The organism is Chromobacterium sp. IIBBL 290-4 (assembly GCF_024207115.1).
Lineage (GTDB): Bacteria > Pseudomonadota > Gammaproteobacteria > Burkholderiales > Chromobacteriaceae > Chromobacterium.
This window is the reverse complement of the sequence record NZ_CP100128.1, coordinates 2635922-2651393: the sequence shown is the minus strand read 5'-3', so window position 1 is coordinate 2651393 and position 15472 is coordinate 2635922. Positions and strand designations below refer to the sequence as shown.

The 15472-nt window shown below is 62.2% G+C and carries 16 protein-coding genes; 5 read left to right on the top strand and 11 right to left on the bottom strand.

Translation table 11 applies throughout. The annotated features are described in order from the left end of the window. Positions 1 to 100: 100 nt before the first annotated feature. The 5 genes from NKT35_RS12170 to NKT35_RS12150 all read right to left on the bottom strand — a co-directional run bounded on the left by NKT35_RS12170 (position 101) and on the right by NKT35_RS12150 (position 5871). Complete coding sequence (locus NKT35_RS12170; RefSeq protein WP_254293275.1) at positions 101 to 1111, bottom strand: ornithine carbamoyltransferase; 1011 nt, start codon at positions 1109 to 1111, stop codon at positions 101 to 103. Positions 1112 to 1247: 136 nt separating this feature from the next. After that, positions 1248 to 2480 carry an arginine deiminase gene (locus NKT35_RS12165; protein ID WP_254293273.1) on the bottom strand — a complete coding sequence of 411 codons (1233 nt, stop codon included), beginning with the start codon at positions 2478 to 2480 and terminating at the stop codon, positions 1248 to 1250. A 75-nt stretch (positions 2481 to 2555) separates the two neighbouring features. Continuing rightward, positions 2556 to 4007, bottom strand: a complete 1452-nt coding sequence (gene arcD, locus NKT35_RS12160) for an arginine-ornithine antiporter (protein WP_254293271.1) — start codon at positions 4005 to 4007, stop codon at positions 2556 to 2558. A gap of 527 nt (positions 4008 to 4534) precedes the next feature. Beyond that, entirely contained in the window at positions 4535 to 4666 is a 132-nt protein-coding gene (locus tag NKT35_RS12155) for a DUF3149 domain-containing protein (protein ID WP_254293269.1), read from the bottom strand. A gap of 173 nt (positions 4667 to 4839) precedes the next feature. Then, the gene (locus tag NKT35_RS12150; protein WP_254293267.1) at positions 4840 to 5871 is read right to left on the bottom strand and encodes a CDP-6-deoxy-delta-3,4-glucoseen reductase; all 1032 of its coding nucleotides are present in this window, start codon (positions 5869 to 5871) and stop codon (positions 4840 to 4842) included. Between the two features lie 38 nt (positions 5872 to 5909). Here NKT35_RS12150 and NKT35_RS12145 point away from each other — a divergent pair, with 38 nt between their 5' ends. After that, the gene (locus NKT35_RS12145; protein ID WP_254293266.1) at positions 5910 to 6827 is read left to right on the top strand and encodes an SDR family oxidoreductase; all 918 of its coding nucleotides are present in this window, start codon (positions 5910 to 5912) and stop codon (positions 6825 to 6827) included. 37 nt (positions 6828 to 6864) lie between these two features. Further along, positions 6865 to 7545, top strand: a complete 681-nt coding sequence (gene trmB / locus NKT35_RS12140) for a tRNA (guanosine(46)-N7)-methyltransferase TrmB (protein ID WP_254293264.1) — start codon at positions 6865 to 6867, stop codon at positions 7543 to 7545. 44 nt (positions 7546 to 7589) lie between these two features. On the opposite strand, the gene NKT35_RS12135 is transcribed toward trmB, so the two are convergent. Further along, positions 7590 to 8069 carry a glutathione peroxidase gene (locus NKT35_RS12135; RefSeq protein WP_254293262.1) on the bottom strand — a complete coding sequence of 160 codons (480 nt, stop codon included), beginning with the start codon at positions 8067 to 8069 and terminating at the stop codon, positions 7590 to 7592. A 122-nt stretch (positions 8070 to 8191) separates the two neighbouring features. On the opposite strand from NKT35_RS12135, the gene NKT35_RS12130 reads away from it, so the two are divergent. Beyond that, the gene (locus tag NKT35_RS12130) at positions 8192 to 8671 is read left to right on the top strand and encodes a DUF1841 family protein (RefSeq protein WP_254293261.1); all 480 of its coding nucleotides are present in this window, start codon (positions 8192 to 8194) and stop codon (positions 8669 to 8671) included. A gap of 177 nt (positions 8672 to 8848) precedes the next feature. On the opposite strand, the gene NKT35_RS12125 is transcribed toward NKT35_RS12130, so the two are convergent. Together NKT35_RS12125 and NKT35_RS12120 are read right to left on the bottom strand one after the other, a co-directional pair. Further along, entirely contained in the window at positions 8849 to 9799 is a 951-nt protein-coding gene (locus tag NKT35_RS12125) for a D-2-hydroxyacid dehydrogenase (RefSeq protein ID WP_254293259.1), read from the bottom strand. A gap of 10 nt (positions 9800 to 9809) precedes the next feature. Then, positions 9810 to 10607, bottom strand: coding sequence for a DUF2189 domain-containing protein (locus tag NKT35_RS12120; protein WP_254293257.1), 798 nt, complete (start codon positions 10605 to 10607; stop codon positions 9810 to 9812). Between the two features lie 139 nt (positions 10608 to 10746). Between NKT35_RS12120 and NKT35_RS12115 the strand changes: the two genes are divergently transcribed. Then, positions 10747 to 11073, top strand: coding sequence for an FKBP-type peptidyl-prolyl cis-trans isomerase (locus tag NKT35_RS12115; RefSeq protein ID WP_254293255.1), 327 nt, complete (start codon positions 10747 to 10749; stop codon positions 11071 to 11073). 66 nt (positions 11074 to 11139) lie between these two features. Here NKT35_RS12115 and NKT35_RS12110 read toward each other — a convergent pair whose 3' ends face one another. Then, the gene (locus NKT35_RS12110) at positions 11140 to 11757 is read right to left on the bottom strand and encodes a DedA family protein (protein ID WP_254293253.1); all 618 of its coding nucleotides are present in this window, start codon (positions 11755 to 11757) and stop codon (positions 11140 to 11142) included. Positions 11758 to 11870: 113 nt separating this feature from the next. Between NKT35_RS12110 and alr the strand changes: the two genes are divergently transcribed. After that, a complete protein-coding gene (gene alr, locus NKT35_RS12105) occupies positions 11871 to 12944 on the top strand; it encodes an alanine racemase (RefSeq protein ID WP_254293251.1) in 1074 nt (357 codons plus the stop codon). Here the strand turns inward: alr and NKT35_RS12100 are convergent. Both NKT35_RS12100 and NKT35_RS12095 read right to left on the bottom strand, forming a co-directional pair. Continuing rightward, complete coding sequence (locus NKT35_RS12100; protein WP_254293249.1) at positions 12886 to 13482, bottom strand: rhomboid family intramembrane serine protease; 597 nt, start codon at positions 13480 to 13482, stop codon at positions 12886 to 12888. The genes alr and NKT35_RS12100 overlap by 59 nt on opposite strands. Further along, positions 13455 to 15449 (bottom strand): ExeM/NucH family extracellular endonuclease, encoded by a 1995-nt coding sequence (locus NKT35_RS12095; protein WP_254293247.1) that lies wholly within the window; start codon positions 15447 to 15449, stop codon positions 13455 to 13457. Before NKT35_RS12095 ends, NKT35_RS12100 begins: the two co-directional genes overlap by 28 nt. Positions 15450 to 15472 lie beyond the last annotated feature (23 nt).

Genomic DNA, 15472 nt, shown 5'->3' with positions numbered 1-15472 from the left:
TTTCAACGACGCCGGCCAAGATCTCCGGTCAGGAGGCCTTGGCCGGTTGATGTGTGATTTCTGAGTCGGGCCGGTTTCCAGCCCGACCGGCACGCAAGCTTTAGTCGCCCAGCGTGGCCACCAGGATGGCCTTGATGGTGTGCATGCGGTTTTCGGCTTGTTCGAAGGCGATGCAAGCTTCGGACTCGAACACCTCTTCGGTCACCTCGATGCCATTAGCCAGCTCCGGATACTGAGCGGCGATTTCCTTGCCCACCTTGGTTTCGCTGTTGTGGAAGGCCGGCAGGCAGTGCATGAACTTGACGCGCGGGTTGCCGGAAGCTTCCATCAGCGCGCTGTTCACCTGGAAAGGCTTCAACAGCTTGATGCGCTCGGCCCACACTTCGGCCGGCTCGCCCATCGACACCCATACGTCGGTGTGGATGAAGTCGGTGCCCTTGACGGCTTCCTTGGCGTCTTCGGTCAGCGTGATGCGGGCGCCGGTGCGCTTGGCCACTTCGCGGCACTCGGCCACCAGCTCATCGGTCGGCCACAGGTGCTTAGGCGCGCCGATGCGCACGTCCATGCCCAGCTTGGAGCCGATCACCAGCAGCGAGTTGCCCATATTGTTGCGGGCGTCGCCGAGGTAGGTGTAGCTGATCTGCGAGATCGGCTTGTCGCTGTTTTCCCACATGGTCAGCACGTCGGCCAGCATCTGGGTCGGGTGGAATTCGTCGGTCAGGCCGTTGTAGACCGGCACGCCGGCGTAAGCGGCCAGCTCGTGCTCCACCATGTCCTGGCTGTAGCCGCGGTATTCGATGGCGTCGTACATGCGGCCCAGCACGCGGGCGGTGTCTTTCATCGACTCTTTGTGGCCGATCTGCGAGCCGGACGGCCCGAGGTAGGACACATTGGCGCCTTGATCGAAACACGCCACTTCAAACGCGCAGCGGGTGCGGGTGGAGGTCTTTTCAAAAATCAGGGCGACATTCTTGCCCTTCAGGTGTTGCTGTTCGGTGCCGGTGTACTTGGCGCGCTTCAGGTCGCGGGACAGGTCCAGCAGGTAACGGATCTCACGCGGAGTGAAGTCCAGCATTTTCAGGAAGTTACGGTTGCGCAGATTGAAAGCCATGATGATGCTCCTGATTAGAGTCTGGGCAAGCGGGCCGTCGCTCCCGGGGGAGCCGGCGGTCAACCTGTCATTTTTGCAAATAAACGGAATTCGGTATTTCAGCCCCGGCCGACATCGCCGGCCGGGCGTTACGGCCTTACAGCTTCACTTCGTCGCGAATGATCGGGCAGGTCATGCAGTGGCCGCCGCCGCGGCCGCGGCCCAGCTCGGAAGCCGGAATCTCGATCACTTCCACGCCGTGCTCGCGCATCAGGCGGTTGGTGTAGGTGTTGCGGTCATAGGCCACCACCACGCGGCGGTCCAGCGCCACCACGTTGTTGCCGTCGTCCCATTGTTCGCGTTCGCGCTGGTAGGCGTCGCCGCCGGTCTGGAGCACGCGGATTTCCTTCAGGTTCAGCGCCTGGCGCACCACTTCCACCAGCTTCACGCCCTCATGGCGCTCGAAGCGGATTTCGCCTTCGCGGTCGCCTGCATACATGCTGGTGCAGGTGATTTCGTCCACCACATCCGGGAACACCGACAGCAGGTCGATGTCGAGGAAGCTGAACACCGTGTCCAAGTGCATCGCGGCGCGGGACTTCGGCATCTGGCAGGCGATGACGCGCTTGGCGCCGCCTTCCTTGTGCAATACGCGCTTGGCCACTTGCACCACCGCTTGCGGGCTGGTGCGCTCGCCCATGCCGATCAACACGGTGCCGTTGCCGATAGGCATCACGTCGCCGCCTTCCAGCGTGGCCGGGCCGTGGTCGCTGTCGCAGCCGCCCCACCAGATGTTGACCTTGCCGGCAAAGTAGGGGTGGAACTGGTAGATGGACTGCAACACCAGCGTTTCCTGGCGGCGGGCCGGCCAGTACATCGGGTTCAGCGTCACGCCTTCATAGATCCAGCAAGACGGGTCGCGCTGGAACAGGCTGTTGGGGATGGGAGGCAGCACGAAGTCGGAACGGTCCAGATAGCCGCCGAACAGGCCTTTCGGGTCGAAAGGCAGTTCGAACTTGGCGATGCCGCCCACCAGATGATCGGCCAGTTGCGAAGACGGCATTTCGTTCAGCCAGCTGCGCAGATCCTGCAGCATGCCGATGCCCACATTGTCGGCCTTGATCTTGCGATCCAGAATCCAGTTGCGGGCGGCCTTGTCGTCCAGCACCTTGGCCAGCGCGTCGTGCACCTCGATCACTTCGATGCCGCGGGCGCGCATCTGCTCGACCATGTAAGCGTGGTCTTTCTGCGCGCGCTCCACCCAAATCACATCATCAAACAGCAGATCGTGGCAATTGTCCGGGGTCAGGCGCTTGTGGGCGAGGCCGGGACGACACACCATCACGGTCCGCAATTTGCCGCACTCGGAATGAACACCAAACTTGGTCATGACACTACTCCTCAAGTCTTGTTTGACTTCAGGGACGGGCGAGCCGCCCCCATGATTGATGCAGAAATCTTTTGTTTACAGACCGATCTGACCGGTCGCCAGCATGTAGACCGCGATCACGCCCATCACCACCACGATGGCGGCCAGCACGGCCTCGATAGCGTTGAACGGTTTCTGGCCTTGTTCTTTCTTGGCCCACAGGTAGAACAGCAGGCCCGGGGCGTACAGCACCATGGACAGGAACAGGTATTTGGGGCCGGCGGCGTAGATCAGCCAGGCGCCGTATACGGTAGCCAGGATGGCCGTGCCCAGTTCCTTGCCGCGGCCTTCGCCCTGGGCATAGCCCTCGCCGCGTTGCGCCACCAGCCAGGAGTAGCCGGAGCACAGCAGGTAGGGAATCAGGATCATCGAGGTGGCCAGCGACAGCAGCGCCAGGTAACCGGCTGAGCTCTTCAGGGTGATCAGCAGGAACAGCTGGATCAGGCCGTTGGTCAGCCACAGCGAGGCGGCCGGGGATTCGTTGGCGTTGAGGGTGCCGAACACCTTGGGCATCACGCCGTCCTTGCCGGCGAGGTAAGGCGCTTCGGCGGCCAGCAGGGTCCAGGCCAACAGCGCGCCGCCGACCGAGATCACCAGACCGGCGTTCATCAGATTGGCGCCCAGCGGGCCAAAGGCCTTTTGCAGCACATAGGCGGTGGACGGGTTCTTCAGCGCGGCCAGCTCAGCCTGGCTCATCACGCCCAGCGACAGCACCGATACGGCAACCAGCAGCGCGATGGTCAACAGGAAGCCGATCACGGTGGCCTTGCCCACATCCTTCATGCTCTCGGCGCGGCCGGAGAACATCGACGCGCCCTCGATGCCGATGAACACCCACACCGTCACCAGCATGGTGCTCTTCACCTGATCGATCACCGTGCCCAGCTTGGCATTGCCCCAGAATTCAAAGTTGAAGGTATCCACCTTGAAAGCGAACACGATCAACACGATGAACAAGGCCAGCGGCACCAGTTTGGCGATGGTGGTGATGGTGTTGATGAAAGCCGCGCCGTGCACGCCGCGCAACACCAGGAAGTGCAGACACCACAGCACGACGGAGGCGCAGATGATGGCGGTAGGCGTATTGCCGTCTCCGAAGATGGGGAACCAGAAACCTAGCGCCGAGAACATCACCACAAAGTAGGAAACGTTGCCGATCCAGGCGGAAATCCAGTAACCCCAAGCGGAGTTGAAGCCCATGTAGTCGCCGAAGCCGGCCTTGGCGTAGCCATACACGCCGCCGGACACTTCAGGCTTGCGCGAGGCCAGCATCTGGAACACGAAGGCCAGCGCCAACATGCCGACAAAGGTGATGGCCCAACCTATCAGGATAGCCCCGGCGCCCGCGCCGGCGGCCATATTCTGCGGCAGCGAGAAAATCCCGCCGCCTATCATCGAGCCGACGACCAGCGCCGTCAGCGCGCCGAGCTTGAGTCGGGGCGATCCGCCCTCGGCTACGCCGGCTTGGGTTGCAGTTTCAGTGGACATTTTCATTCTCCGATCTGGGATGTAAACCGAGCATCACTCACGTTTATTATTAAATTCTTATCAACTGAAATTATGGTATACCCCGCCAACTCAGGGCTTCCATGCCAGTCGTTCGCCCGATTGACTTACATCAAGCGGCCTATGACGCGATTCTGGAGATTGCAAAGGAAGCGACTCTGGATTGCGTCAAGGCGTCATGCCAGGGAACCGAACATCGGGAAAAAACGTCCCCGCGCCGATACGAAATTCAGCTTAGATCTTTGGACAGGTCTTGGCTGCGCATGTAGCGGCCACCATGACCAAGAGCAAAAAAAACAGGAAAAAACCTGTATTTTCAATTGATTAGAAAGACACAAACAGGACAATGGCACGCAAACCGCAGATAAATAGTCTGTCTGCCATATAAAAAGGACTGGAAACCTTCACGGGAAGTTCCTCCCGCGCCAGGCAAAAAAAATGCGGATACGGCCCACCACCGCATCCGCCAACACACACATCAAGAGGAAATGCCGAAACTTGGCAAGCCGCTACTTCTTCGGCTTGTTCACATTCTTGAAGATCACCCACAAAGCGCCGAGCACCACCAGCGTGGTGACGACGATGGTGATCAGGCTCATTCTGCCGACATCGTCAGACAGCAACAGGGACAGCAATTCCATGGTCTCTCCTCCTGGGCCCGCGGCCCTGATCGCTTGCTGATGACATAATAGCCATGGCGTTAACGATGGAATTGACCCAGGTCAAAGGTCTGGGGAGCCACCATTGATGCAAAACAAATAAAAAGCCCCTGGCAGTCAACCAGGGGCTTTATGTATACAAATCAGCAGCTTGTCTACTTGGCGGCGCCGCTCATATCCTTGGACAGGAAAAAGGCGTCGGAGAAGAATTCATCTTCCGGCAAACCGCGCTCGCGGGTAAAACTGCCATGCGCCGCCTCCACCATCACCGGCGCGCCGCAGGCATAGACCTGATGGCCGGACAGGTCGGCGAAGTCCTCCAGCACCGCCTGGTGCACAAAGCCGGTGCGACCGGTCCACTCATCCTCGGGCAAGGCGTCCGACAGCACCGGAATATAGGTGATATTCGGATTGGCCGCCGCCCAGCCCTCGGCCAGGTCCGCCATATACAGATCCGCCTTGGCGCGCGCGCCCCAATAAAACACCATCGGCCGCTGGATGCCGTGATGGATCGCATGCTCGATGATGCCCTTCACCGGCGCGAAACCGGTGCCGCTGGCGATGAACACGATGGGCTTGTCGGAGTCTTCGCGCAGGAAGAACGAACCCAGCGGCCCCTTGAAGCGCATGATCTCGCGCTCCTTCATCTGATGGAACACGTATTCCGAGAACGAGCCGCCGGGCTGATTGCGGATGTGCAGCTCCAGGAAAGCATCGTCGTGCGGCGCGTTGGCGATGGAGAAGCTGCGCTTCTTGCCGTCCTTCATCAGGATGTCGATGTATTGGCCGGCGTGGAACTGCAGACGCTCCGACACCGGCAGCTTCAGCTTCAGCACCGCCACGTCATGGATCTTCTCGATCTTTTCAACGCGGCACGGCAGCGTCTTGATCTGCAGATCGCCGATGCCGGTCACTTCGCGCGCTTCAATGCTGATGTCGCCTTGCGGACGCGCGCAGCAGAACAGCGCCATGCCTTGCGCTTGCTCGGCCGAGCTCAGCGCCTTTTCCTGGAAGCCGTCCTGGCTGACTTCGCCCTCCAGCACTTTGCCCTTGCAGGCGCCGCATGCCCCGTCGCGACAGCCGTAAGGCAAGCCCACGCCCTGGCGAAGCGCGGCTTCAAGAATGGTTTCGTGCGCTTCCACGCCGAATGTATGCCCGCTGGGGAGCACCTTCACCTGGCAAGTCATTTGTTCTTCAATCCTGAATACTGGCTAAAATGTGCGTTATGCGTACTTTACTCATCCTGGGCGCCGGCGACGTGGCCCGACGCGCCCTCCCCCTGCTGCTAGGCCGCTGGCGCGTGCTAGCCTTATGCCGCGGCAGCGAATCCGCCTCCGCCTGGCGTCGAGCCGGCGCGACGCCTATCTTGGGCGATCTGGACAAAACCGACACCCTGCGCCGTTTGGCGGGCTTGGCCGATGCCTTGCTGATCACTGCGCCCCCGCCCTTGACGGGAGAAAAGGACCTCAGAATCCGCAAGTTGTTGTACGCGTTGACAAAAGCGGACAGCATACCACAGCAATTGATCTACATCAGCACCAGCGGCGTTTATGGCGATGCCGAGGGTCAATGGCTGCGCGAAACCGACCGGCTGCGCCCGGCCAATGCCCGGGCCAAGCGCCGGCTGGACGCGGAAACCTGCCTGCGCCGTTTCGCCGCCCGCCGCGCTTGCTCGCTGACCATTCTGCGCGCGCCCGGCATCTACGCCGACGAGCGGCTGCCGCTGTCGCGTTTCCACAGCGGCGCGCCGCTGATCATCGACAATGAAGACAGCGTCAGCAATCACATCCATGCCGATGATCTGGCCCGCATGTGCGCGGCGGCGCTTCGCCACGGCCGCGGCATCCGCGTCTACAATGCCAATGACGATCTGCCCTTGCCGGTCAGCCAGTGGTACCGGGCATTGGGCCGGACGCTGGGTTTGCCCATTCCGCCGCAACTGTCCAGACGCGAGGTTCAAAGCCAGATTTCGGCTTCGCAATGGTCGTTTCTGGCCGAGTCGCGCCGGCTGGACAATAGCCGCGTCAAACGGGAACTGGGCATCAGCCTGCGCTGGCCCAGCGTGCTCGACTACCTGTCGGCGCTGGCGCAGGACGCCGGCCGGCGCGAGGCAATACTCGCAAGCCAGGCCGAGATTCGGTAACATCGCGGTTTTTTTGAGTTTTCAGCAGGCCAGCAAAATGGAAAATCCGGCTTTCAAACGCGCGATCCGCAGCTTTGTGCTGCGTCAGGGCCATCTCTCTTCGGGCCAGCAGCGGGCCATGGACGAAGGCATGCCCAAATGGGGCATCGAATACCGTCCGGAAGCTATCGATCTGGAACAGGCTTTCGGCCGCGCCGCGCCTAAAATCCTGGAAATCGGCTTCGGCATGGGCGGCGCCACCGCCGAAATCGCCGCCGCCAATCCGGATCAGGATTATCTGGGCATCGAGGTGCACGGCCCCGGCGTCGGCAATCTGTGCAAATTGATCGCGGAAAAAGAGCTGACCAATCTGCGGCTGATGCGCCATGACGCGGTGGAAGTGCTGGACAATATGCTGCCCGATGGCTGCCTGGACGGCGTGCATATCTTCTTCCCCGATCCCTGGCACAAGAAACGCCACAACAAGCGCCGGCTGATTCAGTCGCCGCTGGTGGAAAAGCTGGTGAAAAAGCTGAAGCCGGGCGGCTATATCCATGCCGCCACCGACTGGGAAGACTACGCCATCCAGATCATGGAAGTGATGAAGAGCAACGCCGATCTGGCCAATACCGCCGAAGAATACGCGCCGCGCCCGGATTACCGTCCGCTGACCAAGTTCGAAGCCCGCGGCATCCGCCTGGGCCACGGCGTGTGGGATGTCATCTTCCGCCGCAAGTAAATCTTGCCTCACGCACGGCCCGCAAATGCGGGCCGTTTGTTTTGCTATCTCGCCAACAGAACCTTGATGTCGTCAACCAGCTCATGCGGCTCCACCGCCGGCTCGTAGCGTTTCACTACCCTCCCCCTGGCATCGATCAGGAATTTGGTGAAGTTCCATTTGATCGGATGCGGATGCGGCGAATCGGCCTGGGTCAGCCAGCGCCACAAGGGATGCGCGCCGTCGCCATTGACGTCGAGCTTGGCGAACAAGGGAAAGGCCACGCCGAAGCGGCTTTGGCAAAACTCGGCGATTTCCGTCTCGCCGCCCGGCTCCTGCCCGCCGAACTGGTTGCAGGGAAATCCCAGCACGGCGAAGCCCTGTCCCGCAAAGAAATCATGCAGTTCCTGCAGACCAGCGTATTGCCGGGTATAGCCGCACTCGCTGGCGGTGTTCACCAACAGCGTTACCTGGCCGCGGTAGGCCTCCAAGGGCTGCTCCGAGCCATCCAGCCGGCGCGCATTGAAATCATAGAGCGTGGTCATGGCAAGCTCCCTCCCGTATAATGCCGCAGCCCGGAACGGCAGCCGCCTGCGACCCTGTCCTTACCCGAAGGTCGCGGCGCACGCGCCGGACATCCGCCCGTATTTGCCCGAGGTCTCAATCGATGTTGTTCAACCCCAGCCGCCAGGACGCCCGCCGTTTCTTTTTCGACACCTGGAGCAAGTCCAAGTCCGGCCAGCCCTTGTCCGACCTGGAGCAAGTCGTCCTATCCATTCTTATAGACCACCCGGAGTATCATCCCATCCTGGAAAATCCGGAAACCTTCATGGAACAGGAATGGACGCCGGATATGGGCGAGACCAATCCCTTCCTGCACCTGGGTTTGCACGTGGCCATCGCAGAGCAGCGCTCCATCGACCAGCCCTTCGGCATCCGGGCGCTGTACGCCCAGCTGGCGCTGCGCCATGGCGACGAACACCGCGCCCAGCATGAGCTGATGGAGTGCCTGGGCGAGATGATCTGGCATGCCCAGCGCTATGGCGGCGGGCCCGACGTCAATCGCTACATTACTTGCGTGCGCGGCAAGCTGGGCATGGGCGAAGAGGAACAAGCCCGCGTCAATCCAAACGACATCCCAGACTAAGCGTGAAAAAAACCGTGGCGGGAAGACCGGCCACGGCGGAACAAGCGGGGCAGCTCGAGATGACCACGGTCATCCGAGCCATTTAAACGTAGTGGAACAATCCGCATTAATCAAATTCTATTTCAAGAATTTAAACAAGATCACCAAGCCCAGCCCAGCCCAGCCGCTCCCTTGCGCTCATGAGACCAGATTACGCGGCTCTCCTTGAACAAACGCCTCGATATTGCCCGCCAACTGCGCCGCCAATCTGGCCATCGCCTCGCCGCTGGCCCACCCCACGTGCGGGGTGACGATCAGATTGGGCAACCTGGCCTTGAGCAAGGGATTGTCGGCCGCTGGCGGCTCCGCGCTCAGCACGTCGAAACCGGCACCGCCCAGCTGGCCATATTTCAGCGCCGCCACCAGATCCGCCTCGTCCACCAGGCCGCCGCGCGCAGTGTTGATCAAGATGGCGCCCGGCTTCATCGCCATCAATTCGGCTTGCGCGATCATGCCGCGCGTCTCATCGTTCAAAGGGCAATGCAGCGACACCACATCGGCGCGCGCCAGCGCCTGCTCGAACAATACTTTGCCTTCGCGCGCCTGCGCCGCGCCCTTGCGCTCGGCGAAGATCACCTCCATGCCGAAGGCCCGCGCCATCTGCGCCAATTCGCCGCCTATGCCGCCGCTGCCGACGATGGCCAGCGTCGCGCCGCGCGCTTCGCGAATCGGCGCGCCGAAATGGCAAAACTGCTTGGCCTGGCTCCAGACGCCTGCCGCCACATCGCGCTGATAGGCCGGCAGGTTCTTCAGCAATGTCATCATCAGCATGAAAGCGTGCTCGGCGACGGTGTGATCGCCATAGTGGCGGATATTGCACACCGCCACGCCGCGCTCGCGGCAGGCTGCGACATCGATATGGTTGTAGCCGGTGGCCGCGATGGCGATCAGCTTGAGCCTGGGCAGCCGCGCCAAGGCATCGCGGCCTATCGGCACCTTGTTGCTGATCAGGATGTCGGCATCCGCCGCATGCTCCAGCAGTTGCTCGCCGGAGGTAGCGGGATATTCGCAGTAGTGGGAAGGAAAGCTGAAAACGGGAACCGGGACAGGCAAGCTGTCCCGGTCCAGAAATACGACGTTGAAAGTCATCGCGCGGCGGTCATCTCTCGAAAGTGATCAAATCCCGATAAGCATGCCAGCTGGCCAGCGCCAGCACCGGCATGATGATGATCAGGCCCAGGTAATAGGTGGCGAAGCCCACCACCGTCATCGCCACTATGATAGCGGCCCAGATGCCCATCGTCAGCACATTGCGCAGCACCGACTGCACGCTGGCGATCATCGCGGTGATGGTGTCCACCTCTTTGTCGAGCAACAGCGGGATGGCCACCACGCTGACCGAGAACACCACCTGGGCGAACACGAATCCCACGGCGATATAGGCGATCAGAAATTGCAAATTATCGGGATTGAACGCGTCGGCCACGATCTCATTCAGATTGGGCAAGGCCGCGGTATCGTAAAACAACGCGAACATCAGCAAGGAAACCCGGAACCAGCCGAATACCAGCACCGCCAACAGCACCGCGTACAAGCTGAAACCCTGCATATTCACCCGCCAGGCGGTCAGGCTGTGCAGCAGCTTGACCCGGCCATGGCCGTCGAATGCCTCCATCTGCTTGGCGATGTCGTAAATGCCGATGGCCAGGAAAGGCCCCGCCAGCAGGAAAATGGTGGCGAAGGTGATCACCAGCTCCGGCGCCTGCTCCACATAGGAACCCAGCAGATAACCCATCAGCACGAAGATAGCGCCGTAAAACAGACAATCCGCCGGCACTTTCTGGAAGTCGCGAAAGCCCCGTTTCAGCCATTGCAGCGGCTGCAACAGTTCCACCTTGCGCGCCACCGGTCGCAGCTGCGGCGTCTCGTGATCATGATCATGATGCAGAACATCCATGGCACACCCCCTTGAAATAGGGAAAGAAAGGGAAACGACAGGGTCTGAATTTCGTTATATGCCACACAGCGGAAAACACAAATCAGCCGGCCTGCTGCTACAATCGCCGCGTTGCAACCCTATCCGCGAAGGAAACAGCATGAGCGAATTGATCATTGAAGAACTGTTGGTGGGCGAAGGCGCCGAAGCCGTCGCCGGCCAAGAAGTCACCGTGCACTACACCGGCTGGCTGACCGACGGCACCAAGTTCGACTCCAGCAAGGACCGCATGCAGCCGTTCAGCTTCCCGCTGGGCGCCGGCTATGTGATCAAGGGCTGGGATCAGGGCGTGCAAGGCATGAAGGTGGGCGGCAAGCGCAAGCTGACCATCCCCTCCGAACTGGGCTACGGCGCGCGCGGCGCCGGCGGCGTGATCCCGCCGCACGCCACCCTGGTATTTGAAGTGGAACTGCTGCAAGTGGGCTGATCCGCCCGCTTGGCGTAAAAAAACGGCCTTCGCATGCGAAGGCCGTTTTTTCTGGGGCTCCGCCCCTTATTTCTTGACGCAGGACTCGCGCCGACGCTTGTACCATACCGCCCCGACAACGAGCAGCAGCACCGCCACCACGCTCAGGATGCCGGCCTGGCCTCTATGCACCATGGTCATCAGCCACTCGCGGTTGGCCGCGCCGTAATAGCCCAGATACACCCACACCGGCACCGAGATGAACGCCGCGAAGCCGTCCATCAGCAGAAAGCGCCAGTAAGGCACCCGGCGCGTCATGCCTGCCGTGATGAAAATGGGGGAACGCAGGCCAGGCAGGAAACGGGCGACAAACAACACCCAGTTGCCGTATTTCTCGAACTTCTCCTGCACCGCCTCGAAACGCTCCTGGGTCAGGATGCGGGCGATGGGTTTGAAGCGCAGCACCTTGTTGCCGAAAATGCGGCCGGCCAAGAACATGCAGCCGTCGCCGACCAGCACGCCCGCCATGCCCACCACGAACATGTAATGGACATTGGTATAGCCCAGGCCGGAAATCACGCCGCCCGCCACCAGGGTGATGTCTTCAGGAATCGGCACGCCGAAACCGCACACCAGCAACACCGCGAAAACAGCCAGATAGCCGTAGCCGGTGAAAAAATCGAGAAGTATCTGCAGTGTATCCATCTGTTGTTCCGTCTGCCGTCGATCAAGAACATGGCGAATCGTAAGGGACGGCGGCCCGGCAATAGTCCAAGTGCGGGGTATAATAACACACCTACCGTTCACGCTTTCTTGACATGACACGTCCTATCCGGCTGGAAATCGACCTCCCGTCCATCCGCCACAACTTCAAAACCACCCGCTCCCGCTCCCAGGCCCGCCATCTGTTCGCCGTCGTCAAGGCCGATGCTTACGGCCATGGCGTATTGGACACGGCAAAGGCGTTGGCCGATCTGGCCGACGGTTTTGCCCTGCTCAATATCGAAGACGCGGTCCGCCTGCGCGAAGCGGGAATCACCCAGCCCATCGCCTTGTTGGAGGGTCCCTTCGACGCGGCGGAAGCCGAGGCGATGGCGGCCTACCGCATCGCGGGCGCGATCCATTCCCAACAACAGATAGCCTGGCTGGCGAAAGGTTCCGCGAAACAGCCGGTGGAAACCTGGCTCAAGCTCAACAGCGGCATGAATCGGCTGGGTTTCCGGCCTGAGGAAGCGCCGGAAGCCTTGGCGCGGTTGCAGTCGCTGCCGCAGGCGAAAACCACCACGATCATGACCCATTTCGCCACCGCCGATGACGATTACGGCGTAGCGGAACAGTGGTCGCGCTTCGCGCCGGTCGCCGCCGCCAGCGGCCTGGCCGTCAGCGCCGCCAACTCCGCAGCCCTGTTCCGCCACCCGCAAACCCATGGCGATGTCGGCCGTCCCGGCATCGTGCTGTACGGCGCCTCGCCGTTCGAAGACAGCGTGGGCGCGGACATCGGCCTGAAACCCGCCATGGCCCTGTCCGCCGACATCATCGCCGTGCAGCGACTGCAGCCGGGCGATGCCGTCGGCTATGGCCGCCGCTTTGTCGCCGATCAGCCGATGCGGATAGGCATCGTCGCCTGCGGCTATGCCGACGGCTACCCGCGCATCGCCGGCAATGGCGCGCCTGTCGCCGTAGACGGCCAGGCCAGCGGCCTGGTCGGCCGGGTGTCGATGGACATGCTGGCGGTCGACCTCAGCCATCTGCCGCAAGCCGGCGTCGGCAGCCGGGTGGAGCTATGGGGGCCGAATGCGCCGATCGAGCGCGTCGCCGCCGCCTCCGGCACCATCAGCTATGAACTGATGTGCGCGGTCGCCCCGCGCGTGCCGCGCATCGCCCATGGCTGACGAGCCCGCAACACAATAAGGCCAGCAAGGCGCCGCTGAGATGCGCCGACCACAGCACGGCTTCGCCATTCGGCCCGTGTTGCGGCCAGACGCCTTGCCACGCCAGCCGGAGCGCCAGCAAAACCGCCAGCGCGCGCCCGGCGGGGCTGTCGCGCTCCCGCCAAGCCACCGCGGCCCACCAGCCGTACAGCACGCCGGACGCGCCCAGAAAAGGCGCCGGCTCGGGCAGCATCGAATGCAGCACGGCGATGGGCACGGGCAAAGCGATGGCCAAGCCGCCGAGACAGCGCGCGCTGCGCCCTCCCCCCAGCCCGGCCAGAAACAGCAGCGCCAGGCTATTCAAGAGCGCATGCCGCGCGTCCGCATGCGCCCAGCTGCTGCCAAACCAGCGCCAGCATTCATCCATCCGGCCCGGCTCATAGCGCCAATCCGCCGCCCGCTCGCCCCAGGGCGCGGCGAGCGGCAAAAGAGCGGCCAGCGCGCTGGGCCAGCAGCGGCGCAAGGCCGCGATCAACGACGGCGGCGCCAGGCGATCCACCCCGCCAAGCCCAGCATGCCGAGCAAGGCGAAATCAGCCGAGGCGATGCTGGACGAGGAGGCGGGAGCCGGTGTCGAACTCGCCGGCGCCTGGCCCGCGGGCTTGGACTCCGCCTGGCTTTGCCCCGCCGGCATCGTCAAATCGACGTACAAGGGATCGTGGTCCGATGAGCGATAGGCATCCGGCGCATAGTAATTTTGCTGCTGCGAGGCGGACTTGAATTCGCTGCCGTACTCCAGCGCGGTCGGCTCGTCGGCATTGATGTGCCATTCACCCGCGCCGGCCACCCAGGCTTGCAACACCGCATCGGCCAGCGCGTGATCCAGATTGCCCGACTCGCCCTGATACACATAGGAATAGGCATCGCTTTGGAAACGGGCCAACAGATTGGCCAGACCGCTTTCTTCAAACACGCGGATCGGGTCCTCCTTGGCATAGGCGTTCATATCGCCCATCACCAGCAAGCCGGCTTGCGGGTACTGGCTGCGCTGGCTTTTCCATTTCATCAGGTCCTTGACCGCTGCGACGCGGGTCAGATTGCAATTGCCCTGGCCATCGCCGGCATCGATATCCGCCAGGCCTTCCACCAGGGACTTATCACAGGCGCTGCCCTTGGATTTGAGATGATTGACGACCAGGGTCAGTTGGCGGCCATCCAGCTGGAAGGTCTGGGCCAGGCTGGTCCGGTTCTTGCCGGTATCGCCTATCGCCAGCGCCTCAGCCTTGCCCAAGGCCTGCGCGCGCGCCGGCCGATACAGCATGCCGGTGGTGATCGCATCGGTGCCCACCTTGGCCAGGCCCGGATCGACGAAACGATATTGCTTGTCCGCGCTCTGCCCTTCATTCAGGGCCGCGACCAGCTCCTGGACCGCGGACTGCGGACCGAAGCCGTCATTCTCCAGCTCCATCAAGCCCACGACGTCGGCGTCCAAGCCGCGGATGGCCGCCACGATCTTGGCTTTCTGGCGCAGGAAGTCTTCGCGCTTGGCCGCGCCGCGCTCCGTTGGAAAGCCGCCGCCCAGACCATCGCCATTGAAGAAATTCAGCACATTGAAGCTGGCGACGCGCGCCTGCCCCGCCGCGCGCGTTGGCGCCGCCGGACGCGGATTGCCCGCAATCACTGCCGGTTCGCCGTAAGGCTGCAGCCGGTAGCCGCCATTGCTATAGGACACGATGCCCTGCACGCCTTGCAACTGGTCGCCCACCCGCAAGGTGCGGTTCGCCGCCAAACCGCCCGGGGCCGGCAGCCAGGCGTCGGCGTTTGGCCAAGTCTTGCCATCGTCCAGAATCAGCTTGTCCAGGGGGTTGGCTTTTTGCAGCGCCCTGGCTTCTGCGCTGCCCGGCCGGTAAAGCTGGGTGGGATTCCACAAACGCTTGCTGCTGGATAGGGTCAGCTCGCCGTAACGGCCGTAGCCATAGCTGTCCACCACGTACAGCGGCTGAGCGAACGACACCACCATCCCCGCCAACGCCTCCAGCTGCGCCGGATCGCCGCTCAAAGGCAGCATCAGCGCGACCGGGCGAATCGCGCCGCCAGCGCCGCACAACTGCACATCGCCCGCCGTCGCCGGCTGCAACTGCGTTTCGCTGCCGGTCTCGCCCTTGCGGCTGAATTCCATCACCTTGCCGCGGACGCTGACCACATCGCCCGCTTTCAGCGCCGGCAATGCCGCCTTGCCGGCATAGACGTAAATGCCTTCGGAGGTGGCGGGGTTCTGGTCTTGATCCTGCGCTTGCGACTGCATGAAAAAGCCGACTGCGCCGTCTTTCCCGTACAGCAGGGCGCTGACCACGCCTTGCACGGCCACCGTCTGGTTGAGCAAGGGGCTTTTCAGGGCCGCGCCCTGCACTTGATTGATTTTATGGCTGATAGTCAGATCGCATGCCGCCTGGGCGGACGCCGGCAGCAAGAGCAGCAAGGTGGAGACGCCGGCACAGGAGGCCAGTTGCTTGAGCGTTGCGTTCATTATTGTTTGTCATCCGGAACGAA

Excerpts from the sequence above, each read along its gene's own strand:
- NKT35_RS12170 (WP_254293275.1), bottom strand. The coding sequence starts at position 1,111 with ATGGCTTTCAATCTGCGCAACCGTAACTTCCTGAAAATGCTGGACTTC.
- NKT35_RS12165 (WP_254293273.1), bottom strand. The coding sequence starts at position 2,480 with ATGACCAAGTTTGGTGTTCATTCCGAGTGCGGCAAATTGCGGACCGTG.
- arcD (WP_254293271.1), bottom strand. The coding sequence starts at position 4,007 with ATGTCCACTGAAACTGCAACCCAAGCCGGCGTAGCCGAGGGCGGATCG.
- NKT35_RS12155 (WP_254293269.1), bottom strand. The coding sequence starts at position 4,666 with ATGGAATTGCTGTCCCTGTTGCTGTCTGACGATGTCGGCAGAATGAGC.
- NKT35_RS12150 (WP_254293267.1), bottom strand. The coding sequence starts at position 5,871 with ATGACTTGCCAGGTGAAGGTGCTCCCCAGCGGGCATACATTCGGCGTG.
- NKT35_RS12145 (WP_254293266.1), top strand. The coding sequence starts at position 5,910 with ATGCGTACTTTACTCATCCTGGGCGCCGGCGACGTGGCCCGACGCGCC.
- trmB (WP_254293264.1), top strand. The coding sequence starts at position 6,865 with ATGGAAAATCCGGCTTTCAAACGCGCGATCCGCAGCTTTGTGCTGCGT.
- NKT35_RS12135 (WP_254293262.1), bottom strand. The coding sequence starts at position 8,069 with ATGACCACGCTCTATGATTTCAATGCGCGCCGGCTGGATGGCTCGGAG.
- NKT35_RS12130 (WP_254293261.1), top strand. The coding sequence starts at position 8,192 with ATGTTGTTCAACCCCAGCCGCCAGGACGCCCGCCGTTTCTTTTTCGAC.
- NKT35_RS12125 (WP_254293259.1), bottom strand. The coding sequence starts at position 9,799 with ATGACTTTCAACGTCGTATTTCTGGACCGGGACAGCTTGCCTGTCCCG.
- NKT35_RS12120 (WP_254293257.1), bottom strand. The coding sequence starts at position 10,607 with ATGGATGTTCTGCATCATGATCATGATCACGAGACGCCGCAGCTGCGA.
- NKT35_RS12115 (WP_254293255.1), top strand. The coding sequence starts at position 10,747 with ATGAGCGAATTGATCATTGAAGAACTGTTGGTGGGCGAAGGCGCCGAA.
- NKT35_RS12110 (WP_254293253.1), bottom strand. The coding sequence starts at position 11,757 with ATGGATACACTGCAGATACTTCTCGATTTTTTCACCGGCTACGGCTAT.
- alr (WP_254293251.1), top strand. The coding sequence starts at position 11,871 with ATGACACGTCCTATCCGGCTGGAAATCGACCTCCCGTCCATCCGCCAC.
- NKT35_RS12095 (WP_254293247.1), bottom strand. The coding sequence starts at position 15,449 with ATGAACGCAACGCTCAAGCAACTGGCCTCCTGTGCCGGCGTCTCCACC.